Genomic DNA, 22,047 nt, shown 5'->3' with positions numbered 1-22,047 from the left:
CCCGGACCCGTCAGGGTGAGGGAGGCACGGGCGCCTCGGTCCCCTCGTCGTTCCCGACGGCCTTGCTGAAGTCGTTCTCCACCTGATCGTGCTTGGCGAACTTGGTACCCGACCACCGGTAGGTCGTCACGATCTCGCTGGAGGCGAAGGCCGGCTTGTCGCCCTTGGCGTACATCTGCCGGGTCACCACCAGGTCGCCGCGGTCGATCTCCGCGTAGACGGGCGCCTCCTCGGAGGTGAAGACATTGTCGTACGAGGAGCCGTCCTCGCGGTACACATAGGCGCCGAGCCCCACGGCGTCTCCGCAGGTCATCACGTTCACCACGACGTCCTGGCCGGTGGCGCCGGTGATGTGCCCGTAACTGACGTCGATCGGGTACTCGTCCTTCACGCAGGGCTTCAGATCCGCCTTGACGCGCTCGCTGACCTTGGGGTCCGCCTTGAGCAGCCGTACGGCGTTGACCTTCTTGAAGGGCGCCTCGGTGGCCGCGGTCGGCGTCGGCGAGGCGTGGCTGACCTTGTCGGTGTGCGCCTCGCCCTCGTCACGGGTGCCCGTGCCCCCCGTGGAGCACCCCGTCGCGAGCAGGCCGAAGGCGGCGAGCCCGGCCACAGCCGTGGTTCCCGCCGCCAGTACGCCCCCTCTGCCCCTGCCTAGGCCGCGCACCGCTCCCGCCCCTTTTCGTCGCGCTCGTCGCGGCCGACCCGGCGGTCGGCCTGACGGCCCACCCGGCCGTCACGTCCATCAGCGTTGCCGAGCGCGTGGAAGTCAAGCTCGCGGCTCTCCAGCTCCTGCCGGAGCCGGGCCAGTGCCCGGTGCAGCGTGCTCTTGACGGTACCCGCCGACATCCCGAGGGCCGCGGCGGTCTCCTCCGTGCTCATCTGCTCCCAGTGTCGCAGCACCACGACGCTGCGCTGCTTGGGCGCCAGGACTTTCAGTACGTCCATCAGGAGGGCGCGGTCGGCGCGCTGCTCGGAGCCGTCCTCGATGCGCGCGTCCGGCAGCTGCTCGGTGGGCACCTCCTCCAGCTTGCGGGCGCGCCACCACTCGGTCCGCGTGTTGATCATCACGCGGCGCAGATACGCGTCGGCGAGCGCCTTGTCGGCGATGCCGTCCCAGCGGCCGTACGTACGGGCCAGGGCGGTCTGCAGCAGGTCCTGTGCGTCGACCGGGTCCGGAACGAGCCGCCGGGCGCTGCGCAGCAGGGCCTCCTGCCGGGTGCGTACGTACTCTTCGAACTCGAGCACCTCGCCGTGCGCCATACCCAACCGCCTCCGTCCCCGTGACTTTCCTTGCCTGTCCCACTTACCTGACTGAACCTACGGAGCCGTTGTCACGGGCCTGTGCGGAGCAGCCGTCGGGGGGCGCACGGAGAGCCATCGGTTGTGTAACAGCGGAGGTTTGGCCCCTGTTTTCCAGGGGTAGAGGTGTGTCCCCTCGGTGACGCAGAGCTATCCGAAAGAGTCGCGTCCCCGGTCAACAGGCCTTGCCTGACCGGGAGTTCCCGCCCGGTGACACTCCGTCGGGAAAGGGGCCCGGCGAGGTCGGCGGCAGCCGTCGCATCGGGTCGGCGGCAGCAGTGACAACGTGCCGGCGGCGGCCGTTACAACGGGCCGGACCGGCTCACGTCAGCGGCAGCCGGTACACCCCGCCCGCGAGCGGCTCCACGAGGCCGTCCGCGACCAGCCCGTCCAGCGCGCGGGCCCGCTGCACCGGCTCGTGCCACACGGCGTCCAGCGCGGCCTGCGGTACGGGATCCACCGCCTCCCGCAGCACGGCGAGCAGCTTGCCGCGCACCTGGCGGTCGGTCCCGGCGTACGTCTGGCCGCGGCGCGGCGGGCCGTCGTGCGCGGGCTTGCCGGCCAGGTGCCAGGCGCAGCGCGCGGCGATCGGGCAGCGCCCGCAGTCCTCGTTACGAGCCGTGCACACCAGGGCGCCGAGCTCCATCGAGGCGGCCGCCCAGCGGGCCGCGCGGGCCTCCTCCTCGGGCAGCAGCGCACGGGCGAGGCGCCGCTCGGCGGCGGTGGTGGCGTTCGGCGGGTACTGGACGCCGGTGACGGCCCGCGCGAAGACCCGGCGGACGTTGGTGTCCAGAACGGCGTGGCGCTGTCCGTACGCGAAGGAGGCGACCGCGGCGGCCGTGTACTCGCCGATGCCGGGCAGGGAGAGCAGCTGGCCGTGGTCGCGCGGCACGTCGCCGCCGTGCCGTTCCGTTATCGCCACGGCCGCCCCGTGCAGCCGCAACGCGCGGCGCGGGTAGCCGAGCCGCCCCCAGGCGCGCACGGCCTCGCCCGGCGCGTCGGCGGCCAGGTCGGCCGGGCGCGGCCAGCGGGCCAGCCACTGCTCGTACACCGGGAGCACCCGGCTCACGGGCGTCTGCTGGAGCATGAACTCGCTGACCATCACCCCCCAGGCACCGGCCTCGGGGCGGCGCCAGGGCAGGTCGCGCGCGTGCTGGTCGAACCACCCGAGGACGGGGGTGTGGAGAGCGTCGGGGGAGACCGTGTCGGGGTCGGTCGTCGGCATCGTCGTCATGGCACCCCCGATCCTGGCACGGAACGGGGGTGCGACGGGTACGGCGGGCCGCTCAGCGGCGGGCGTGCAGCGGCGCGCCCGGTCCGGTCAGCCAGAGGGCCGCGCCGTTGCCGCTCGCCCGCATCGACTCGACCAGCGAGCGCACCGGGCGCGTACCGGCCTTGGCGAAGAGGAAGGCGACGGCCGTACCGAGCAGCAGGCCCACCGCGACGTCGTGCGGATAGTGCACGCCCACGTACACCCGTGAGAACGCCATGGCCAGCGCCATCGGCACGGTCAGCGCCCAGATGCGCGGCCAGGCCAGCGCGAGCCCCACGGCCGCGCCGCCCGCGATGGTGGCGTGGTTGGACGGGAACGACCAGTCACCGTTGGCCGGGCAGGTGATCAGGGAAGCGGCGGCGCCCTTGACCGCGCGGCACGGGCGCTCCTCGTCCACCAGCGACTTGATCACCTCGCTGGAGAGGTAGGCGGCGGCGGTCGCCAGCGGGGCGAGCAGGGCCAGCGCCATCGCCGTCGAACCGGCGCGGCGCGCCCGCCACCAGCAGACGACGAACAGCACGCCGAACAGGAGCAGCCCCACCTCCGTCCAGAGCTCGACGAAGTGCTGCATCCACGAGGGCGTGTCGTGGGCGAAGTCGGTGATGTCGCGGTAGAGATCGCTATCCATGGTGACGGACAGTATGGAACATCGCCTTCCGGAATGATGATCCGGAAAAGTTGCGGAGGGCGAGCGGCGGGTGGGGCGGGAGTTGGGGCGGAACTCTCGTAGAGTTTCGCCCGTGGGATCTCTGCGCAATCCGGTCGGGCCGCTTCCCTCCTCCATCTACTGGCGACGGAGGGCAGTCGCGCTGTCCTTGCTCGCGCTGCTCGCGGTGGTGATCCTATGGGTCGTCAGTTCCGGTGGCGGAGGCGGCAGTAAGGGCAGCGGCAACGACAAGGGCGCCCACCCGGCCCCCTCGATCACGCCCGGGCCGGGGAGCTCCGGGCCCGCGATCAGTACGGCGCCGGGGGGCCGCGACGAGACCCCGGGCGGCTCCGGCTCGTCGTCCGCCGGTTCCTCCTCTTCCTCCTCGGGCGGCGCTACGGGCGGTTCGTCCGACGGCGCCGGCAACGGGGGCGCGGACGGCGGGGGTTCGTCGTCCGGAGGCGGCGCGGGCGCCGTCGGCGGCGGCTCCTCCGACGGAGGTACGGCGCGGCAGGTGCCCGCGGGGTCCTCGCTGCCGGTCTGCGCGCCGGGTCAGCTGAAGCTGACGGTGCGGAGCCTGAAGAACGCGTACGCGCCCGGGGAGAAGCCGCGGGTCGAGATCTCCGTCCAGAACTCGACGGACTCCACCTGCAAGACGGACCTCGGGCCCAAGGGCGCGGTCCTGGTGGTGACGGACTCCGGCGACAGCAAGGTGTGGGCCTCGGACGACTGCCCCGGTGGGGCGGGGAGCGTGCTGTTCCAGGTGCCGGGCAAGGGGACGGTCACGCGGGTGCTGGCGTGGGACCGGACGCGCAGCGCGGCGAAGTGCGCGACGCCGGCGCCGGGTGCGCCGTCGCCCGGCACATATCTGTTCGAGGTACAGGCAACGGGCTTGCCGGTGGCGCGAGCGCCGTTCTCCCTGACAAAGGACTAGCCCCTCCCCGCCCCTTCACCTAGACCCTCCGGGGGTGGGGACCCCGCTCCTCAAACGCCGGAGGGGCTGGATGTGCCTACCGGAGGGGCTGGAGGTGCCTTAGGGGCGGGGCTGCGGTGACCTGCGGGTCGGTGGGGGCTGGCCGCGCAGTTCCCCGCGCCCCTGAAAGGAACGGGGCTCCGCCCCGGACCCCGCTCCTCAAACGCCGGAGGGGCTGGATGTGCCTACCGGAGGGGCTGGAGGTGCCTTAGGGGCGCGGGGAACTGCGCGAGCAACCACCCACCGGCCCGCAGACAAAGCCCGGGCCGTAAAGGGGCGCGCGGTCAGCCCCCGCCGGAGCCGCAGGCAAAAGAAGGGGGGCCGGGGGCAGCGTCCCCGGTAGGGGATCCCGGACCACCACCCGGCCGCCCGCCCAGGGCTTCAGGGAACGGGCGGGGTGGGGGCAACACCGCGTGCCCAACTACACGTACCGCTCCAGAATCGACGACTCCGCCAACCGCGACAGACCCTCCCGGACGCTCCGCGCCCGCGCCTCGCCGACGCCGTCGACCGTCTGGAGGTCGTCCACCGAGGCGGCCAGCAGCTTCTGGAGGCCACCGAAGTGCTCCACCAGGCGCTCGATGATCGCGCCGGGCAGGCGGGGGACCTTCGCCAGGAGGCGGTAGCCGCGGGGGGAGACCGCGGAGTCCAGCGTCTCGGGGGAGCCGCTGTAGCCCAACGCCCTCGCCACTATGGGGAGTTCGAGCAGCTCCGCGTGGGTGAGGTCGTTCAGTTCCGTCAGCGCCTCGGCCACCGTGCGCGAGCGCTTGGCCGTCGGCTCCGGCACATAGTCCCGGACCACCAGCTCGCGCTCGGGCTCGACGCCCGCGATCAGCTCGTCGAGCTGGAGGGAGAGCAGCCGCCCGTCCGTGCCCAGCTCCACCACGTACTCGGCGATCTCCGTGGCGATCCGTCTCACCATCTCCAGACGCTGGGCGACCGCCGTGACGTCCCGGACCGTCACCAGGTCCTCGATCTCCAGCGCGGAGAGCGTGCCCGCCACCTCGTCCAGGCGCAGCTTGTAGCGCTCAAGGGTCGCCAGCGCCTGGTTGGCGCGCGAGAGGATCGCCGCCGACTCCTCCAGGACCCGGCGCTCCCCGTTCACGTACAGCGCGATCAGGCGCATGGACTGGGAGACCGAGACCACCGGGTAGTTGCACTGCTTGGAGACCCGGTCCGCCGTGCGGTGGCGGGTGCCGGTCTCCTCGGTGGGGATGTCCGCGTCGGGGACCAGCTGGACCCCGGCCCGGTGGATCTTGGTGATGTCCTTGTCCAGGACCAGCGCGCCGTCCAGCTTGCACAGCTCGCGCAGCCGCGTCGCGGCGAACTCGACGTCCAGGACGAAGCCGCCCGTGCACATCGAGTCGACGGTCTTGTCGAGGCCGAGGACGATCAGACCGCCCGTGTTGCCCCGGAGGATGCGCTCCAGGCCGTCGCGGAGTGCGGTGCCGGGCGCGACAGCGCTCAGCGCGGCACGCATCAGCGCTTCGTTGCCGGAGCCTGTGCCGGACTTGCCGGATCCCGCTGCCCGGTCGTTGGCTGCCACTGCACTCCTCCGGTCGCAGACGTTCGACGGCAAAGTCTACCGGCGCTCCTCCTCGCCCCGTGGGGCCTCGGCGCGACGCCCGCGCGGCAGCACCCGCAGGGCGTCCCCCATGTCGGCGACTTCCGTGACCTTCATACCGGCCGGGACCTTGCCGGGGTCGGACGGCACCAGCGCGTGCGTGAAGCCGAGGCGGTGGGCCTCGGCGAGCCGGCGCTGGACGCCCGTCACCCTTCTGACCTCGCCCGCGAGCCCCACCTCACCGATCGCCACCAGGTTCTTCGGCAGCGGGGTGTCGCTCGCCGCCGACGCCAGCGCGAGGGCGATCGCCAGGTCCGCCGCGGGCTCGGAGAGCTTCACACCGCCGACCGTCGCGCTGTAGATGTCGCGCTTGCCCAGCGCGCTGATCCGCCCGCGCTGCTCCAGGACCGCCAGCATCATCGAGACCCGGGAGGTCTCCAGGCCCGACGTGGTGCGCCGGGGCGAGGGGATCTGGGAGTCCACGGTGAGCGCCTGGACCTCGGCCACCAGGGGCCTGCGGCCCTCCAGGGTCACCGTCAGACAGGTGCCCGGCACCGGCTCGTCCCGACGGGTGAGGAAGAGGCCGGACGGGTCGGCCAGGCCCGTGATGCCCTCGTCGTGCAGCTCGAAGCAGCCCACCTCGTCCGTCGCCCCGTACCGGTTCTTCACTCCGCGCACCAGGCGCAGGCGCGCGTGGCGGTCGCCCTCGAAGGACAGGACGACGTCCACGAGGTGTTCGAGGAGGCGGGGGCCCGCGATCGCGCCGTCCTTCGTCACATGGCCGACCAGGAGCGTCGCCATTCCGCGCTCCTTGGACACGCGGATCAGCGCGCCCGCCACCTCGCGCACCTGGGCCATGCCGCCGGGCGCGCCGTCGATCTCCGGAGAGGCCACCGTCTGTACGGAGTCCAGGACGAGCAGGGACGGCTTGACCGCGTCCAGATGGCCCAGGACCGCGGAGAGGTCCGTCTCGGCCGCCAGATACAGATGGTCGTTGAGCGCGTTGATCCGGTCGGCCCGCAGCCGGACCTGGCTCGCGGACTCCTCGCCCGTCACATAGAGCGTGGGGTGCTCCTCGCGGGCCGCCTTGGCGGCCACGTCGAGGAGCAGCGTGGACTTGCCGACGCCCGGCTCACCGGCGAGCAGCACCACCGCGCCCGGGACGAGCCCGCCGCCCAGGACGCGGTCCAGCTCGTCGACGCCGGTCGAGCGCGCGGTGGCCTGGCGGGCGTCCACCTGGCCGATCGGCAGCGCTGCGGTGGAGACCCGGCCCGCCGCCGTCGTGCGCACCGCGGGCGTGCCGTACTCCTCGACCGTCCCCCATGCCTGGCACTCGGGGCAGCGGCCGAGCCACTTGGCGGTCGTCCAGCCGCATTCGGTGCAGCGGTAGGACGGCCGGTCCTTCGCGGATTTCGTACGGGTAGCCATGACGTCACCGTAGCGGCGACCACTGACAGCGCCGCCGGGCAGTGGGCCCGGTGGCGCCGCGTCCACCGTCGAAAGCCGTTCCCCCACAGGGAGGAAGGCAACGTTCCGCGCCGGGGAAGGCAAGCCTCCGTGATGGAAGGCCGGGTTCCTGTCCCCTTTTGAGGGATACCTTCACCCGTAAGGAGTAAATGTGCTCAAGCGGCACGAAGGACCCGGGATCCTGCGCCTACCTTCGCCGGGTGAAGAGCAGCGGTCTGGATCACCCCACGCACACCACCGGCGCACACCGGGCGCAGCGCCGCGCGCCCCGGACGTTGACCCAGCGCCCGCCGGCGCGCTACGAGGCGTATCTCGACGGCCTGTTCACCTACTGCCTGTCCGTGCTCTGCGACCACGACGAGGCCGTCCACGTCCTCGGTGACGTCCTCGCCGTCTCCGAGCGGCAGCACGCGCGCTGCCCCGACACCGAGGACGAGCGCAAGGCCTGGCTGTACGCGCTGGCGCGCTGGTCGTGTCTGCGCAAGCTCGCCGAGCGCAAACGCGCCCGCAAGGGCGCCCACACCGGCCGCCCGCCCACCTGCGAGCAGAGCGGCGGGGCCCCGGTCCCGGCCGAGGAGGCCGAACGGCGCCGGAGCGAACTGGCCCTGCTCGCCTGGCCCGAGGCCGCGGGCACCACTCCCGAGCAGCGCGAGGCCCTGGAGCTCGCCGTCCGCCACCGGCTGGGCCCGCGCGAGGTCGCCTCCGTGCTCGGCATGAGCTACCCGGCCGCCCGCGAACTGCTCGCGGCGGGCGCCTGCGAGGTCGAGCGGACCCGGGCCGCGCTCGCCGTCGTCGAGACCGGCGGCTGCCCGTCGGTGGCCCGGCTCACCGGCGACCACCAGGTGCTGCTCTCGGCGGCCCTGCGCCCCGGCCCCGCCCGCCGTGACGGTCGCCTAGCGCTGCGGCTCCAGGCCCCAGATGTGCTTCGGTGTGATGACCTGCGTGATGGCCGTGCCGAGGACGGTGCTCGGCTCCTGGCCCTTGTAGAGGATGTCCGTGTTGAGCAGGGCGACCAGCGTCGCCTTCTGCTCCGGCAGGTAGACGGTGAGGCTCTCGTACCCGGGCAGTGAGCCGTTGTGGCCGGTCCACCCGTTGACGTTGACGATGCCCAGACCGTATCCCGCGCCGGGGGTGCCGGTGGGGAGCACCTTGAGACGCTCCGCCTGGGTGGCCGGAGACAGCAGGGTGCCGGTGGCGAGGTCCCTGGCCCAGTGCTTGAGGTCATGCAGGTCGGAGATCATCGCACCCGCCGACCAGGCCCAGCTCGGGTTCCAGTGGGTGCTGTCCGCGACCTTGCCGGAGAGCGTCTGGTTGGTGTAGCCGTGCGGGTGCGGGCGCGGGAACTCGCCTGCCTTGGGGAAGAGCGTCTGGTCGAGGTGGCTGGGCCTGAGGACCCGGTGCTCGATGACCTCCCGCACGCTCTTGCCGGTCACCTTCTCGATCACCAGGCCGAGCAGGATGTAGTTGCTGTTCGAGTACTGGAACTTGGCGCCCGGCGCGAACACGTTGGGGTGCTTGAACCCGTAGGCCAGCAGTTCCTTCGGCGTGAAGACCCGCTGGGGGTTGCTGAGGAAGTCGTGGATGAAGTTGTTGTCCGCGGTGTACGAGAACAGACCGCTGCGCATGTCGAGCAGGTCGCGCAGCCGGATGTGGTTCCCGTTCGGGACGCCCTTCACGTACTTCGAGATCGGGTCGTTCAGACGGACGCGGCCGTCGTCGACGAGTTCGAGGACCGCCGTGGCGGTGAACGTCTTGGTCTCGCTGCCGATGCGAACCCTCATGTCGTCGGTCATGGGTTCGCCGGTGCGCTTGTCGGCGACACCGAAGGCGCGGACGTAACTGCCCTTGCCGGGCAGCCACACACCGACCTGGACACCCGGGATGCCCGCCTTCTTCATGGCGTCCCGCACCGCCTTGTCGAGCTTGGCCCGCAACTGCGGGCTCAGCTCGTTGCGGGGGTACAGGTGGTCGTCCTCGCCCCCCTTGGAGAAGGTGCCGGCGGGCGGCGCTGCCTGGGCCGGGGCGATCGCCGCCGGCAGCAGTCCCACGGCGGTGAGCGTCGCCGCGGCGAGCCCGAGGGCCGCCTTCGACCGGCGGGACGGGGAGGGTCTTCTCATGATCGGGCCTTTCTCATCTTCCGTTCGTCTGCCGAGCAGATCGTCCGCGATGAGAGGCTCGCGTCCGCGTTGGGCGGGCGTGCGATCCGGGTGAAGTCGCTGTGATCCACCCGATCGGCCCTCCCACGTGCTGGTGGGCCGCCGGGTGTCCAGGGTGCGGTCGGCGAGGCGGGGCCGACTTGCGCGGTCCGGCGGTTTCCGCAGCCGGAGGCCCGTCAGGAGGTCATGTCAGAGCCTGAAGACCACGCCACGCCACGTCCACCCCGCGTCCAGGACCGCGCCCCGCAGGGGGTCCTTCATCCGTGCGAAGTCGAAGTGCGCCCCTTCCGCCATCCGCGGGCGGCCGTTGTCACCGCGCTCGATCGTCCAGTCACGGGCGACGGTCGTCATCTGCCCGCGCGAGTACTCACGCGTCTTCGCGTCCCACTGCTCGCTGAGCGCCCGCACTTCGTGCTGCGCCGGAACGAGACGCATCCGGGCCCGCACGGTGATGCCCAGCTCCCGCACCCGCCACACCGCCACCAGATCGGCCCGCTCGGAAGGGGCACCGTGGCGCACGACGAACGGCACGTCCGGCCCGTTGACCGCGAGCAGCGCGGCCCGGACCTCCGCCGCCGAACGTGTCGCGACACCGGTCTCGGGGTATCGGGTGCCGGTCAGCCTGTCGAGTATGCCCATCGGGACAACTTACGGATGAGGGGTTGCCCGGCACAAGATCGGGCAACCTCTCCGCCCTGACGAGGCAGGACCACCCGGACGGGGCATCCTCGCGGGGTTCCGGGGGCAACCCGTCGCCGCCGCCGCTACCTTGGCCGCTCCCGCCGGTATCCCGGAGTCGCCATGGAGGCGCCGTGAAACTCTTCTGGGTCCTCTTCGCCCTCCTCCTCACCGCTCTCGCCCTGGGCGGATTCATCAGCGCGGTGAAGGACGTCGACAAGGCGAGCCGCATCGGCGACCTCGTCACCAGCGCGCTGCTCGCGCTGGCGGCCCGGGGAAGCTGGAGACGCGTAGGCGCGTGACGGGCTCCGCCCGCCGCACACCCTCGTGGCCGGGCCCGGTGCCCGTGCGCCGACCAGGCGGAACGCCGTACTCGCCCTGCTCCCGGGGGAGTTGTCAGTGGCGGGTGTCACCATCGGGGCATGATGCGATTCGAATGGCGGCCGTTCCTTGAGCGGTGGAGTGCGGAGTGGGCCGATGTGCAGGGCCCCGAGGGCGAGCCGGGGGAGGGCGACCGGGACGCGCGGGCGGCGCGCTGGCTGGGGTTCGAGCCGGTCGGCGAGGAGCGGCTCGTCGCGCTGGAGCAGCGGCTCGGGCGGCCCCTGCCACCGTCGCTGCGCTCCTTCCTCCAGACCACCGACGGCTGGCGGCACGCGGGGAACTTCGTGTATCTGCTGGCCGGGGCCGAGCGGATCGACTGGTGCGGAGATCCGCACGATTTGGGCAGCATCTGGCTGGAGTCGCTGGGAGAGGACGCGGACGAAGAGGAGATCCGGGAGGCCGGACTGTGGGGACGCTCGCTCCAGCTGGCGGTGGAGTCCGACATGGTGGACGTCCTGCTGGATCCGGACGACGTGGACGAGCGCGGTGAGTGGGCCGTCTATACGTATGCGAGCTGGCGCGGGGCCCCGCCCGAGCGGCACGCGTCGTTCAGGCACTTCATGGAGGACATGTACGAGGAGTTCCTCCGTATGTCCGCCGACCGGCCCGGCTTCGCCAACGATACGACGCGGTCCCTGGACGCCGGAGTGGAGCGGGCGCGGGAGGACGCCCTGAGCGGTGCGCACGAGGCGGCGGCCGAGGTGCTCGCCGAGGCACTGGCGTGCGGGCGCCCCCGGGCCGGGCGGCTGCTGGCCCAGATCCAGGTGCTGTCGGGCGCCGGCGACGGCTCCGAGGCGGGCGCCTCGCTGCGCGATCCGTACGTGGCCCGCGAGACGATGCCCCTGAGCTGCGCGGAACACGTGCGCTCGGGACGCGGCGACGACACGCGGTTCCTCGGGCGGTATCCCGAGGAGGACCGCGCGACGGTGGCGGGGGTGCTGGAGCGGATCCGGGAAGGGACGTTCGCGTACGAGGCGTCCGGCGTGTTCGGCGAAGCGGTCGTCGCCGCCCGCGAGCTGGCCCGACAGGCCCGGCCCGAGGCGGCATGGCGGACCCTCGCGGCGGCCGCACCCTCATGGCTGCCCGTGGCCACCGACCACATCGCCCCGGTGGGCCTGCTGGCCGACTCCGTCCTCGGCCCGGTCCTCACCGCGGAACGGGGGTGTGCGTTGCTGGCGACGCCACGCGCCGGAGCCGAGGCGCCCATGGCGCTCCGGTCCACCCCGGCCGTGGGGGAGCTCGCGCCGGACGCCGACGGCCTGGGCTGGCTCGCCGGCCCCGAGTCGCTGCGGCGCGGGTTCCGGCTGCTGCTGGTGGAGGGAGTCGACCCCGCCGAACTGCACCGGCGCATCGGGTCGGGCGGTCCGGTCCTCCCGGCGCTGAGGGGCTGGGACGCCGAGTTCCGGCACCGGCCCCGGGGCACCGAGACGTGGGAGGACCGAGTGGTCGTCCGTACCGGTAGCGCGGGTACCGGCTGGAGCTTCGCCCATGCCGCGGCGGGGAGGGACGCGCGGACGGCACGCTTCGTTTCCCCGGCAGTCGCCGCCTCCCACGGCACCAGGGCGCTGACCCTCGTCGCCGAGAGCGCGCCCGATCACCGTGACGGCCGGCCGGAGACCTTCCACTTCTCGCTCGCCGAGGACGGCCGGCTCGTCCACTCCCTCACCGTCCACGACGACGAGGTGACGTCCACCGGCGAGGCCCCCCGGCTCCTCGGACCGGGCGGACTGTCCTTCGGTACGGATCCCGGTGGGGCGGCCGACGGGGCCGCCTTCGACCTGCGCCGGGCACTCGACGCGATAGCCGACGCGTTCGGGGTGAGCGTCTCCGAGGAGGCCGTCCTGCACGGGCACCTGGACGCGTTCGAAACGGTCTCCTGGCTGCGGGAGCCCCGCGAGGGGGAGTCCTGGCTCTACATCACCGTGGGACGAGCGGGGGACTGAGCGGAGTGGGCCGTCGGCGGGGCGATGCGTACCCCACGGTTCGCCCCGCCACCGCTCGGCACCGCCCCGGCGAGCCTCGCTGCGCCCCACCCCCACCTCACCCCAAAAACCGGCATTAACGCCTGTTTGCATTCCGGAATTTCGCGGAGCGCTCCCACCCCTCGTACGGCACCTGTCATCACCCCGTGTGACTTGAGTCACAGAGCGCAGTAATTGTTGACCCTGTGTACCGAGTGAGCAGCTCGCTGTGATTCAGTGACGGGGACGCTGCACCAAAAGCGCCCACAAGGAAGCCAGAAGCCGGGCCGGAAGCCGGAGAAGAAGCGCGCCGAATCAGGATCCTGGAGTTGCTGTCGAGGTCTCGGGGAGAGCGAGCAATGGAGACCGAGTCGGAGCCGTACGTCCGTCTTGCGACCCTGCGGCAGCTGCATCAGGTGGTCACCGACCTGAACACGGCCCGCAGCCTGGCGGACACGCTGCAGACCGTCGCCGACGGCGTCATCGCCGGGCTCGGCTACGAGCTGGCCTGCGTCAATCTCGTACGCCCTGACGGGGATCTCGTTGTCGCCGCGTTCGCCGGGAACGCCGCCGCCGAAGCTCTGATCACGGGGCGCGTCGGCTCGCGCGCCTCCTGGGAGCGGCGGCTCACCATGGGCGAGGGCTGGGGCGACCTGCGGTTCATCCCGCACACCGAGGGCTGGGTGCTCCTGGAGGACGACGTCCCGCAGTGGTACACCGAAGGGCCCGAGCCGCGCTTCGAGGACGAGTGGCACCCCCAGGACCGCCTCTACGCGCCGATGTACGCCTCGGGTGGCGGGCGGGAGCTCCTCGGCGTCATTTCCGTCGACAAGCCGCGCAACGGGCGGCGCCCCGGCGCGTGGGGGCGCGAAGCGCTTCAGATGTACGCCTCGCAATCCGCCATTGCGATCAGCAACGCCCGGCTTCGCGCAAACATGCAGCGCGCTCTCGTCCGCCTGGAGCGGGAGCAGCAGGCGCTGCGGGCGAGCGAAGAGAGCTTTCGGCAAGCCTTCGAGTACGCGCCGTCCGGCATGGCCATCGCCGAGATGGGCGGTGACCAGCACGGACGTCTGCTGCGTACCAATGACGCGCTGTGCCGGCTGCTCGGCCGGCCCGCCGCCGTCATGCGCCGCTACTCCTTCGCGGACCTCGTCCACCCCGAGGACATCGGCCTCCTGCTGCGCACCTCGGCCGAGGGCGGCCGCGCCGAGCTGCGGCTGGGGCGCCGCGACGGCTCGTACGTATGGGTGTCGCTGCGCAACTCCGTCGTCGCCGATACCGCCGACGGTCCCCGTTTTCTGCTCACCCATGTCGAGGACATAGAGGAGCGCAAGCGGCACGAGCTCCAGCTCGCCCACCGCGCCTCGCACGACTCGCTCACCGGTCTGCCCAACAGCGCCGAGCTGCGCGCCCGGCTCTCCGCCCGGCTCTGCCAGCGCCCGTACGCGGTGGGCGCGACCGCCGTGGAGGTGCTGGACGCGGCGTACGGAGGGGCGCACGACGGGCGTGGCGAGACCCCGGGGCACGCGGTCTGCGCTCCCGGCGGCTTCGACTTCGACCCGGTGCCGGGCGGCGGCCCCTTCGACCACCACGTCCACATGGTCGCCCCCGAGGGTGACGTCGACGACGGCAGCAAGGGCCTCGCGGTCCTCTTCTGCGACCTCGACGGCTTCAAGTCGATCAACGACCGGTTCGGCCACAACACCGGCGACGCCGTCCTCATCGAGGTCGCGCGCCGGCTCACCACCGGCGTGCGGGACGGCGACACGGTCGCCCGGCTCGGCGGCGACGAGTTCGTCGTCCTCGCCGACGGCCTGGGCGCGGCCGACGCGGCCGACCTCGCGGTCCGGCTGCGCAACGCGATCATCCCGCCGATCCGGGTGGACGGGCGGGCGGTCCGGGTGGGGGCGAGTTTCGGCATCGGCTGGGCCAGCTGCGGGATGTCCGTCGAAGAGGTCCTGCGCTCCGCCGACCAGCGCATGTACATCGAAAAGCGGTCGCGCGCGAAGGTCCACCGGCGCGCCGGTTAACCACCTGTTCCTCGGGTGTGCGACCGAGGTCGCAGCCATGGTGTCGGCCGTTCGGGGTAGGCTCGGCCGGTCGGCGACGGCTGGCGAACAGTGAGGAGTGACCCCGGATGACGCCCGGCAACAACGGCGCGAGCACGCCCGAGGACGACGATCCGTTCGGCTATCTGTACGAGGACGGACAGGCCTCCGGCGCCACCCCGCCCCGCTCCGGCGGTTACGGCTACGGCTACCCCGGCCCGACCACCCCGCAGCAGCCCGGCGTGCCCAGAACCTCGTACAACCAGGTGCGGACGGTCGGCGAGCGCCAGTACGGGCAGGTCCCGCAGCAGCAGTACGGCCAGGGCCCGCAGCAGCCCTACGGCCAGCCCCCCCAGCAGCAGTACGGGCAGCCCACCGCCCAGTACGCGGCTCCCGAGACCTACGGCGGCGGCCCCAACCGGCCCGCGCCCCCGGTCGACGGCGGCGGCGGGCGCGGCAGCCGCGGCCCCAACACCAAGGGCCTGCTGATCGGCGCGGTCGCGGTGGTCGCGGCGGTCGTCATCGGCATCGGTGTGGCGCTGCTCAGCAACAGCGACGGCAAGAAGGACGACGACGCGGGCAAGCCGGCGGGCGGAGGTACCTCCCAGGGCACCTCGCAGCAGCCCTCGAACAAGCCCTCCGACTCGACGTCCCCCGCGGCCCAGGAGCTCCCCAAGCAGGACGCGGCGACGCTGAAGCTGGGCGGGGGCGCGGTGCTGGCCAAGGACGTCAAGGGTGCGCAGGGCACGGACGGGGCGTACGTCAACGGGTTCAACCAGATCGGCGCCTCCCTGACGTGGCAGGCCGATCTGCCGTCGCCCGGCTCGTACTACCTGTACGTGCGGTTCGCCATCCCGGCCAAGGACGCCAACGCGACCGTGACGGTCAACGGCAAGCCGAACTCGCAGCCCATAGGCCTGAAGAACTTCAGGGGGTCCACCGACCCGAACCTGGAGAACAACTGGCAGTACACGTGGGCGCCGGTGACTCTGAAGCAGGGGCAGAACACGATCAAGTTCTCCTGCGAGCAGGGGAACCAGTGCGACGCGGTGTTCGACTGGGTCGAGATCAGCAAGACGAAGAAGCAGTACTAGTACGGCACGGCCCGCAGGCGACTCCCTCAGCCCGGCAGGGTGCTCACCCGTACCCCGGTGAGCAGGTCCTCGTACGCCCCCGCGTCGTACTCCCCCGCCACCGGCGCCAGCACCGTCGCCGTTGACAGGGCCACCGCCCGCTTCAGGCGGTCCGGCCAGGGCAGGCCCTCCACCAGGGACGACAGGAGGGCCGCCACCGCCGAGTCGCCCGCGCCCGTGGGGTTGCCGCGGACCGGGGCCGGTGGGGTCGCCTGCCAGGTGCCGTCGGGGGTGACCGCCAGCAGGCCCTCGGGGCCCAGGGAGGCCACCACGCTGTGCGCGCCCCGGCGGCGGGCGTCGCGGGCCGCGCGCAGGGGCTCGCGGGAGCCGGTGAGGCGGGCCAGTTCGTCGGCGTTCGGCTTGATCAGGTCGGGGCGGGCCGCGAGGCCGCGCCGCAGGGGTTCGCCGCTGGTGTCCAGGAGCACCGGGACGTCCGCCGCGCGGGCCCGGCGTACCAGGTCCGCGTAGGCGCCGACCGGGACCCCGGGCGGCAGGCTGCCGCAGAGCGCCACCGCGTCCGCCTCGCGCAGCAGCGGCCCGTACGCCGCCAGGAACGCCTCCCACTCGTCGGCCGTGACGTGCGGGCCCGGCTCGTTGAGCTGGGTGGTGTCGCCGGTGGCCGTATCGGCCACCGCGATCGTGCGGCGGGTGGTCCCGGCGACCGGGACCAGCGCGTCGACCGGCGCCAGCGGGGCCAGCAGTTCGCGCAGGACCGCGCCGGTGCGGCCGCCCGCGAAGCCCGTGATGACGCTTTCGTGGCCGAGCGCGGCCAGCACCCGGGCGACGTTGACGCCCTTGCCGCCGGGGCGCTCGGTGACCTCGTCCACGCGGTGCGAGGCGTGCGGGACGAGCTCGGGGACCCGGTAGGTGATGTCGAGTGCCGTGTTCAGCGTGACGGTCAGGATCACGAGGTGATCATGCCAAACGGACGGTGGCCGGCCCAGACCCCACAGCCCCGGAATCCGGCCACCGCCCCGTAGGGGGGCTCAGCCCAGGGCGGGCGCCACGATCCACTCGCCCCGGCGCATCACGCCCTTGAGCGCGAACGCCTCGTCCAGGACCACCAGGTCCGCGTCCTTGCCGGGTTCGAGCGAGCCGACCCTGTCGTACACGCCGAGCAGCCGCGCCGGGTTGGCGCTGAGCGCGCGGACCGCGTCCTCGACGGCGAGGTCGTCGACGGTCACCGCGCGCCGGAAGGCGCGGTCCAGGGTGAGGGTCGAGCCCGCGATGGAGCCGCCCTCGACCAGCCGGGCGACGCCCTCCTTGACCTCGACCTCCAGCGGACCGAGGTGGTAGAGCCCGTCGCCGAACCCGGCCGCGTCCATGGCGTCCGTGATGAAGGCGACCCGGTCGGCGCCCTTGTGGTGGAAGGCGAGTTCGAGGGAGGCGGGGTGCAGATGGGTGCCGTCGTTGATCAGCTCCACGGTGATCCGCTCGTCCTCCAGGAGGGCGGCGATCGGGCCGGGCGCGCGGTGGCCGAGGGCGGGCATCGCGTTGTAGAGGTGGGTGGCGACGCTCGCGCCCGCGTCGATCGCCTCGACGGTCTGCTCGTAGGTGGCGTCGGTGTGGCCGATGGCGGCGATCACCCCGTGCTCGGCGAGCAGCCGTACGGAGTCCAGGCCGCCGGGGAGCTCGGTGGCGAGGGTGAACATCTTGGCGGTGCCCCGGGCCGCGTCCATCAGCTTGCGGACCTCGGCCGGGTCGGGGTGGCGCAGCAGGTCCTCGCTGTGGGCGCCCTTGCGGCACGGCGAGATGAACGGGCCCTCGAAGTGGATGCCCGCCAGGTCGCCCTGCTCGACCAGCTCGGAGAGCAGCCCGGCCCGCTGGGCCAGGAAGTCCATCTCGCCGGTGACGGTGGAGGCGACCATGGTGGTGGTGCCGTGCAGCCGGTGGGTGTGGATGCCCTTGAGGACGTCCTCGACCGTGCCGTTGGTGAAGGAGGCGCCGCCCCCGCCGTGTACGTGCATGTCGACGAAGCCGGGCACGACCCAGTGGCCGGTGAGGTCGACGCGCTCGGCGCTCCCGGGCGCGCTTCCGGCGATCCTCGTGCCGTCGACGATCACGCGTCCGCCCTCGACGACGCCGGTCGGCAGGACGACGCGGGCGCCGGAGAGAACCTTTACTGCGGCCATCAGGCGGTTACCTCCGTGGAGTGGGTGGTGCCGGCGTCGGTGCCGGGCGGGGTGGTGCCGGAAGCGGGTGCGGTGCCGGTGGTGCCGAGCAGGTCCCAGGCGAGCAGTCCCGCGCCCAGGCAGCCCGCCGTGTCGCCGAGGGCCGCCGGGACGATCGCGGGCAGCTTCTGGAACGTGACGCGCTCCTCTACGGCCGCCCGCAGCGGTACGAACAAGGTTTCCCCGGCTTCGGCGAGCCCGCCACCGATGATCAGCGTGCGGGGGTCGAGCAGGGTGAGCGCGGTGACCAGGCCGTCCGCGAGCGCGTCGACGGCGTTCCGCCACACGGCGGTGGCGGCGGGGTCGCCGGACTCCACGGCCTTGGCGCAGTCGGCCGCGTCCGCGTCCGGGTCGCCGCTGGCCTCGGCCCACGCCTGGGTGACGGCGGAGGCGGAGGCGAGGCGCTCCAGACAGCCCCGCTGGCCGCAGCCGCAGGGGATGCCGCCGGGGCGCACCACGATGTGGCCGATCTCGCCCGCGTAGCCGTGGGCGCCGGGCTCGATGCGGCCGTCGATGCCGATGGCCCCGGCGATGCCGGTGCCGAGCGGGATGAACAGGAAGCGGTCGGCGCCCCTGCCCGCGCCGATGCGGCCCTCGGCGAGACCGCCGGTGCGCACGTCGTGGCCGAGCGCTACGGGCACGCCGTCGAGCCGCTCGCTCAGCAGCGCCCGCATGGGGACGTCGCGCCAGCCCAGGTTGGCCGCGTAGACCGCGATGCCGTTCTCGGCGTCGACGATGCCGGGCACGGCGACTCCGGCCGCCACGGCGCTCTCGCCGAGGTGCTCCTCGCCGTACGCCCGCAGCTCGGCGGCGAAGCCGAGGATGGTCTCGACGACGGCCTCGGGGCCGCGCTCGCGGCCGGTGGGCCTGCGCGCCTCGTACAGCAGCCCGCCGTCCACCCCGATCAGGGCGGCTTTCATCCCGGTGCCGCCCACATCCAGGGCGATGACGTGTCTCACGGGGGACAGTCTCGCGCGTTCACCCATGAAAGGTCTAGTCCACTCACCGCGTGGCGGGTAAGCGTTTTCCCAAGTGCCGCCCGGATTACGGCCGTACGGGTGGGACGGCAGCGGCAGAAGTTGCGGAAGTGATATCCAACTGGTGTAGACCTCAGCCCCGGCCGCAAGGGAAGATCGCAGCTCATGTAGACAGGACGTTGCGAACAGGACGTTCACGGGGGACCGACTGGCGAACAACGAGGGTGGGACAGAGCACGTGCAGCAGCGGCGGATGGGGTCTCCCCTGCTCTTCAAGAGCTTGGGGAATCTGACGGCGGCGGTTGCCGCACTCGGCATGGCGGCCGTGGGCCTCACCGGCTGCGGCAGCGACAGCGGCTCCGGCAGCGTCACCCTCAAGCTGGTCGCCGCCGACTACGACATCGCGGGCGGCAGCAGCACCAAGGCGTACTGGCACGACGTCGTCGGCGAGTTCGAGAAGAAGAACCCCGGCATCAAGGTCGAGGTCTCCGTCCTGTCCTGGGACGTCGTCGACGCCAAGGTCGCGGAGATGGTGAAGGCGGGCAAGGCCCCCGACATCGCGCAGATCGGCGCGTACTCCGACTACGCCGCCGGCAACAAGCTCTACTCCGTCGACCAGCTGCTCTCCATCCCCGTCCAGGCGAACTTCCTGGCGCCGCTGGCGGACGCGGGCGAGATGAAGCGTGTCCAGTACGGCATCCCGTTCGTGGCCTCCACCCGGCTGCTCTTCTACAACCAGTCGCTCTTCGACAAGGCGCACATCAAGCCGCCGCAGACCTGGGCGCAGCTGGCGGCCGACGCCAAGGCGCTGAAGGCCAAGGGGGTCAAGACCCCCTTCGCGCTGCCGTTGGGCAGCGAGGAGGCCCAGGCCGAGACGATGATGTGGATGCTGAGCGGCGGCGGCGGTTACGTCAACCAGATCTCCGGCTACGACCTCGACTCGCCCGAGAACATCAAGACCTTCAACTGGCTGAAGAAGAACCTGGTCGAAGAGGGTCTGACCGGGCCCGTCGCACCGGCCAAGCTCAACCGGCAGACGGCCTTCGACGCGTTCGCCAAGGGCGAGGTCGGCATGCTCAACGGGCACCCCTCGCTGATGGAGCAGGCCCGCAAGAAGGGCGTGAAGTACGGGATGGTCCCGCTGCCCGGCACCGAGGGCAAGCCCAAGGCGTCGATGGGCGTGGCCGACTGGATCATGGGCTTCAAGCAGAACGGCCACCGCGAGGAGATCGGGAAGTTCCTCGACTTCGCGTTCAGCGACCAGAACGTGCTGGCCTTCGCGGACAAGTACGACCTGCTGCCCGCGACCCGTACGGCGTCGCAGACGATGCAGAACGACGGCAAGCACCCGGAGCTCAAGGAGTTCCTGGCCGCGCTGCCGACCTCCGAGCTGCCGCCGGTCGGCAAGACGTCGTGGCCGAAGGTGAGCGAGACGATCAAGAAGCGGATCGGCGGGGCGGTCTCGCCGGAGGGCGACCCCCGGTCGGTGCTCGAAGGGATCGCGAAGGTCGCCACGGAGGCGGAGAACGCGGAGTAGTTCTGCCCGGGGTTTGTCTGCGGGTGTGTGGTGGGTTGCTCGCGCAGTTCCCCGCGCCCCTCAAATGCGCCCCTTCGGGGCGCCTTTGAGGGGCGCGGGGAACTGCGCGAGCAACCCACCGCCGGCCCGTAGGGGGTTCGGGGTGTAGGTCCGGAGGGGGTTAGCGGCGGCGGCGGTGTAGGGCTACTGCTGCCGCCGTGCCGCCTGCCAGGGCGCCTACTCCGGCCGCCGCCGGGATGCCGACCTTCGCCGCCTTGCGGCCCGTGCGGTAGTCGCGCAGGCGCCATTCCCTCGCCCGCGCGTGCTTGCGCAGCTTCGCGTCGGGGTTGATGGCGTAGGGGTGGCCGACCAGGGACAGCATGGGGATGTCGTTGTGGGAGTCGCTGTACGCCGCGCAGCGCGTGAGGTCCAGGCCCTCCGCCGCCGCCAGGGCGCGTACCGCCTCCGCCTTGGCGGGGCCGTGCAGGGGCTCGCCCACCAGGCGGCCCGTGTACACGCCGCGCACGGACTCCGCGACCGTGCCGAGCGCGCCCGTCAGGCCGAGGCGGCGCGCGATGATCGTCGCGGTCTCCACCGGCGCGGCGGTCACCAGCCACACCTTCTGGCCCGCGTCCAGATGCGCCTGGGCGAGCGCGCGCGTGCCGGGCCAGATGCGGTCCGCCATGTACTCGTCGTAGATCTCCTCGCCGATCGACATCAGCTCGGAGACACGGTGGCCCTTGACGATCGACAGGGCGCTCTCGCGCGCGTCCTGCATGTGCTCGGGGTCCTCGACCCCGGCGAGCCGGAACCACGCCTGCTGCCAGGCGAACCGCGCCAGGTCGCGGCGCTGGAAGAACTTCCGTTTGTACAGGCCCCGCCCGAAGTGGAAGATCGCCGCGCCCTGCATCACCGTGTTGTCGAGGTCGAAGAACGCGGCCGCCAGGTTGTCCCCGACCACCGGGAATTCCGGTTCGGAGGGAGAGAGGGGAGAGGCGGGGGAGGTGGAGTCCGCGTCCGCCTTTCTTCTGGCTTCCGCTTCCGCCTCGGCCAGTTCCGCCAGCTCCTGTTCGGACTTGCGGGCTGCCTCGGCTGCGGCCTCGCCGGCCAGCACACTGCGGGCTGTCGCCGAGCGCCTACGAGGGGTGAGCCATCCCAGTACGGCCATGTCGTGAGCATAGCCAGTCTGTTCGGTCCCGCCCGACACGCCGGGATGCGAGGGCGTGAACTCCACGAGGCGGGCGCGGGGCGGCCGCCCGCCTTCCGGTGGGCGGAGAATGGACTCATGAGTCCTCTCTTCCGGCGTGGGAAGTCCGCGCAGAGCCCCGGCCCCGCCGCCCCGCCGCTCGTCACGCTCATCGGCAAGCCCGGCTGTCATCTCTGCGACGACGCCCGCGCCGTCGTCGAGCGTGTCTGCGCCGAGACGGGAGCCGAGTGGGAGGAGAAGGACATCACCCAGGACGAGGCGCTGCACCGTGAGTACTGGGAGCAGATTCCGGTTGTCCTCGTCGACGGCGCGCAGCACACCTTCTGGCGGGTGGATCCCGCACGTCTCAGGAGTGCGCTGGGCGCATGAGAGAGGAGAGGGTTCTCCGTGGAGGGGGCCCTGTGGCTCCTGTGGCTCGCCGTGAACCCGTTGTCGTGCGATCGCGTGTGATCGAGTGGGTGATCAGCGGTAGTTGTGGTTACCATCGAGGTCGTTTTGTCGCGTTCGGGGGTGACATCGTGGAGAGGTGTGTACGGTTTTGCCCCCTTCGGGTTCTCAACGGGCCGGCCTCGCCGTCGGTTCCCGGAAATCGGCGCC

19 protein-coding genes and 1 pseudogene are annotated in these 22,047 nt (G+C 72.2%); 8 read left to right on the top strand and 12 right to left on the bottom strand.

The annotated features are described in order from the left end of the window. Window positions 1–10: 10 nt before the first annotated feature. From A8W25_RS13765 to A8W25_RS13750, 4 genes are all read right to left on the bottom strand, one after another. Entirely contained in the window at window positions 11–610 is a 600-nt protein-coding gene (locus A8W25_RS13765) for a hypothetical protein (RefSeq protein WP_067160443.1), read from the bottom strand. A 41-nt stretch (window positions 611–651) separates the two neighbouring features. Beyond that, window positions 652–1,260, bottom strand: coding sequence for a SigE family RNA polymerase sigma factor (locus A8W25_RS13760; protein WP_067160440.1), 609 nt, complete (start codon window positions 1,258–1,260; stop codon window positions 652–654). 361 nt (window positions 1,261–1,621) lie between these two features. Next, window positions 1,622–2,533, bottom strand: coding sequence for an A/G-specific adenine glycosylase (locus A8W25_RS13755; RefSeq protein WP_067160437.1), 912 nt, complete (start codon window positions 2,531–2,533; stop codon window positions 1,622–1,624). Window positions 2,534–2,585: 52 nt separating this feature from the next. Beyond that, the gene (locus tag A8W25_RS13750; RefSeq protein WP_067160434.1) at window positions 2,586–3,200 is read right to left on the bottom strand and encodes a phosphatase PAP2 family protein; all 615 of its coding nucleotides are present in this window, start codon (window positions 3,198–3,200) and stop codon (window positions 2,586–2,588) included. A gap of 112 nt (window positions 3,201–3,312) precedes the next feature. On the opposite strand from A8W25_RS13750, the gene A8W25_RS13745 reads away from it, so the two are divergent. Next, window positions 3,313–4,152, top strand: a complete 840-nt coding sequence (locus tag A8W25_RS13745) for a hypothetical protein (RefSeq protein ID WP_079126002.1) — start codon at window positions 3,313–3,315, stop codon at window positions 4,150–4,152. Window positions 4,153–4,612: 460 nt separating this feature from the next. Here the strand turns inward: A8W25_RS13745 and disA are convergent, their stop codons facing one another. Together disA and radA are read right to left on the bottom strand one after the other, a co-directional pair. Beyond that, entirely contained in the window at window positions 4,613–5,737 is a 1,125-nt protein-coding gene (gene disA, locus A8W25_RS13740; protein ID WP_067160428.1) for a DNA integrity scanning diadenylate cyclase DisA, read from the bottom strand. A 36-nt stretch (window positions 5,738–5,773) separates the two neighbouring features. Next, window positions 5,774–7,183 (bottom strand): DNA repair protein RadA, encoded by a 1,410-nt coding sequence (gene radA, locus A8W25_RS13735; RefSeq protein ID WP_067160425.1) that lies wholly within the window; start codon window positions 7,181–7,183, stop codon window positions 5,774–5,776. Window positions 7,184–7,371: 188 nt separating this feature from the next. On the opposite strand from radA, the pseudogene A8W25_RS32315 reads away from it, so the two are divergent. Beyond that, window positions 7,372–8,088: pseudogene (locus A8W25_RS32315) on the top strand (RNA polymerase sigma factor); the annotation flags it as partial. Between the two features lie 27 nt (window positions 8,089–8,115). Here A8W25_RS32315 and A8W25_RS13725 read toward each other — a convergent pair. After that, complete coding sequence (locus tag A8W25_RS13725) at window positions 8,116–9,339, bottom strand: serine hydrolase domain-containing protein (protein ID WP_067160417.1); 1,224 nt, start codon at window positions 9,337–9,339, stop codon at window positions 8,116–8,118. Window positions 9,340–9,567: 228 nt separating this feature from the next. Next, a complete protein-coding gene (locus A8W25_RS13720; RefSeq protein WP_067160414.1) occupies window positions 9,568–10,017 on the bottom strand; it encodes a hypothetical protein in 450 nt (149 codons plus the stop codon). A gap of 173 nt (window positions 10,018–10,190) precedes the next feature. On the opposite strand from A8W25_RS13720, the gene A8W25_RS33950 reads away from it, so the two are divergent. The 4 genes from A8W25_RS33950 (at window position 10,191) to A8W25_RS13705 (ending at window position 15,540) form a co-directional block, all read left to right on the top strand. Further along, window positions 10,191–10,358, top strand: a complete 168-nt coding sequence (locus A8W25_RS33950; RefSeq protein ID WP_158942503.1) for a hypothetical protein — start codon at window positions 10,191–10,193, stop codon at window positions 10,356–10,358. A 120-nt stretch (window positions 10,359–10,478) separates the two neighbouring features. Next, a complete protein-coding gene (locus A8W25_RS13715; RefSeq protein WP_067160411.1) occupies window positions 10,479–12,380 on the top strand; it encodes an SMI1/KNR4 family protein in 1,902 nt (633 codons plus the stop codon). A 377-nt stretch (window positions 12,381–12,757) separates the two neighbouring features. Continuing rightward, entirely contained in the window at window positions 12,758–14,428 is a 1,671-nt protein-coding gene (cdgB, locus tag A8W25_RS13710; protein ID WP_067160407.1) for a diguanylate cyclase CdgB, read from the top strand. A gap of 107 nt (window positions 14,429–14,535) precedes the next feature. Further along, the gene (locus tag A8W25_RS13705; protein ID WP_067160404.1) at window positions 14,536–15,540 is read left to right on the top strand and encodes a CBM35 domain-containing protein; all 1,005 of its coding nucleotides are present in this window, start codon (window positions 14,536–14,538) and stop codon (window positions 15,538–15,540) included. A 26-nt stretch (window positions 15,541–15,566) separates the two neighbouring features. Here the strand turns inward: A8W25_RS13705 and A8W25_RS13700 are convergent, their stop codons facing one another. The 3 genes from A8W25_RS13700 to A8W25_RS13690 all read right to left on the bottom strand — a co-directional run bounded on the left by A8W25_RS13700 (window position 15,567) and on the right by A8W25_RS13690 (window position 18,709). Then, window positions 15,567–16,487 (bottom strand): 1-phosphofructokinase family hexose kinase, encoded by a 921-nt coding sequence (locus A8W25_RS13700; RefSeq protein ID WP_067160401.1) that lies wholly within the window; start codon window positions 16,485–16,487, stop codon window positions 15,567–15,569. A 78-nt stretch (window positions 16,488–16,565) separates the two neighbouring features. Next, entirely contained in the window at window positions 16,566–17,711 is a 1,146-nt protein-coding gene (gene nagA / locus A8W25_RS13695; RefSeq protein WP_067160398.1) for an N-acetylglucosamine-6-phosphate deacetylase, read from the bottom strand. Then, window positions 17,711–18,709, bottom strand: a complete 999-nt coding sequence (locus tag A8W25_RS13690) for an ROK family protein (protein WP_067160395.1) — start codon at window positions 18,707–18,709, stop codon at window positions 17,711–17,713. Before A8W25_RS13690 ends, nagA begins: the two co-directional genes overlap by 1 nt. Before the next feature lie 271 nt (window positions 18,710–18,980). Here A8W25_RS13690 and A8W25_RS13685 point away from each other — a divergent pair, with 271 nt between their 5' ends. Beyond that, window positions 18,981–20,264: an extracellular solute-binding protein gene (locus A8W25_RS13685; protein WP_067160392.1), complete on the top strand. Its 1,284-nt coding sequence runs from the start codon at window positions 18,981–18,983 to the stop codon at window positions 20,262–20,264. Window positions 20,265–20,424: 160 nt separating this feature from the next. On the opposite strand, the gene A8W25_RS13680 is transcribed toward A8W25_RS13685, so the two are convergent. Beyond that, a complete protein-coding gene (locus tag A8W25_RS13680; RefSeq protein ID WP_067160389.1) occupies window positions 20,425–21,411 on the bottom strand; it encodes an HAD family hydrolase in 987 nt (328 codons plus the stop codon). A 117-nt stretch (window positions 21,412–21,528) separates the two neighbouring features. Between A8W25_RS13680 and A8W25_RS13675 the strand changes: the two genes are divergently transcribed. Then, on the top strand, window positions 21,529–21,819 hold the full coding sequence (locus tag A8W25_RS13675) for a glutaredoxin family protein (protein WP_067160386.1): 291 nt from the start codon (window positions 21,529–21,531) through the stop codon (window positions 21,817–21,819). Window positions 21,820–22,047: the final 228 nt, after the last annotated feature.

The organism is Streptomyces sp. ERV7 (assembly GCF_001653515.1).
Taxonomy (GTDB): domain Bacteria; phylum Actinomycetota; class Actinomycetes; order Streptomycetales; family Streptomycetaceae; genus Streptomyces.
The sequence above is the reverse complement of the archived record's forward strand: the minus strand, read 5'-3'. Positions and strand labels throughout refer to the sequence as shown.

Coding starts and splice junctions, on each gene's coding strand:
- A8W25_RS13680 (WP_067160389.1), bottom strand. CDS start 21,411: ATGGCCGTACTGGGATGGCTCACCCCTCGTAGGCGCTCGGCGACAGCC.
- A8W25_RS13675 (WP_067160386.1), top strand. CDS start 21,529: ATGAGTCCTCTCTTCCGGCGTGGGAAGTCCGCGCAGAGCCCCGGCCCC.
- nagA (WP_067160398.1), bottom strand. CDS start 17,711: ATGGCCGCAGTAAAGGTTCTCTCCGGCGCCCGCGTCGTCCTGCCGACC.
- A8W25_RS13685 (WP_067160392.1), top strand. CDS start 18,981: ATGGGGTCTCCCCTGCTCTTCAAGAGCTTGGGGAATCTGACGGCGGCG.
- radA (WP_067160425.1), bottom strand. CDS start 7,183: ATGGCTACCCGTACGAAATCCGCGAAGGACCGGCCGTCCTACCGCTGC.
- A8W25_RS13720 (WP_067160414.1), bottom strand. CDS start 10,017: ATGGGCATACTCGACAGGCTGACCGGCACCCGATACCCCGAGACCGGT.
- cdgB (WP_067160407.1), top strand. CDS start 12,758: ATGGAGACCGAGTCGGAGCCGTACGTCCGTCTTGCGACCCTGCGGCAG.
- A8W25_RS13725 (WP_067160417.1), bottom strand. CDS start 9,339: ATGAGAAGACCCTCCCCGTCCCGCCGGTCGAAGGCGGCCCTCGGGCTC.
- A8W25_RS13715 (WP_067160411.1), top strand. CDS start 10,479: ATGATGCGATTCGAATGGCGGCCGTTCCTTGAGCGGTGGAGTGCGGAG.
- A8W25_RS13705 (WP_067160404.1), top strand. CDS start 14,536: ATGACGCCCGGCAACAACGGCGCGAGCACGCCCGAGGACGACGATCCG.
- A8W25_RS13750 (WP_067160434.1), bottom strand. CDS start 3,200: ATGGATAGCGATCTCTACCGCGACATCACCGACTTCGCCCACGACACG.
- A8W25_RS13755 (WP_067160437.1), bottom strand. CDS start 2,533: ATGACGACGATGCCGACGACCGACCCCGACACGGTCTCCCCCGACGCT.
- A8W25_RS13760 (WP_067160440.1), bottom strand. CDS start 1,260: ATGGCGCACGGCGAGGTGCTCGAGTTCGAAGAGTACGTACGCACCCGG.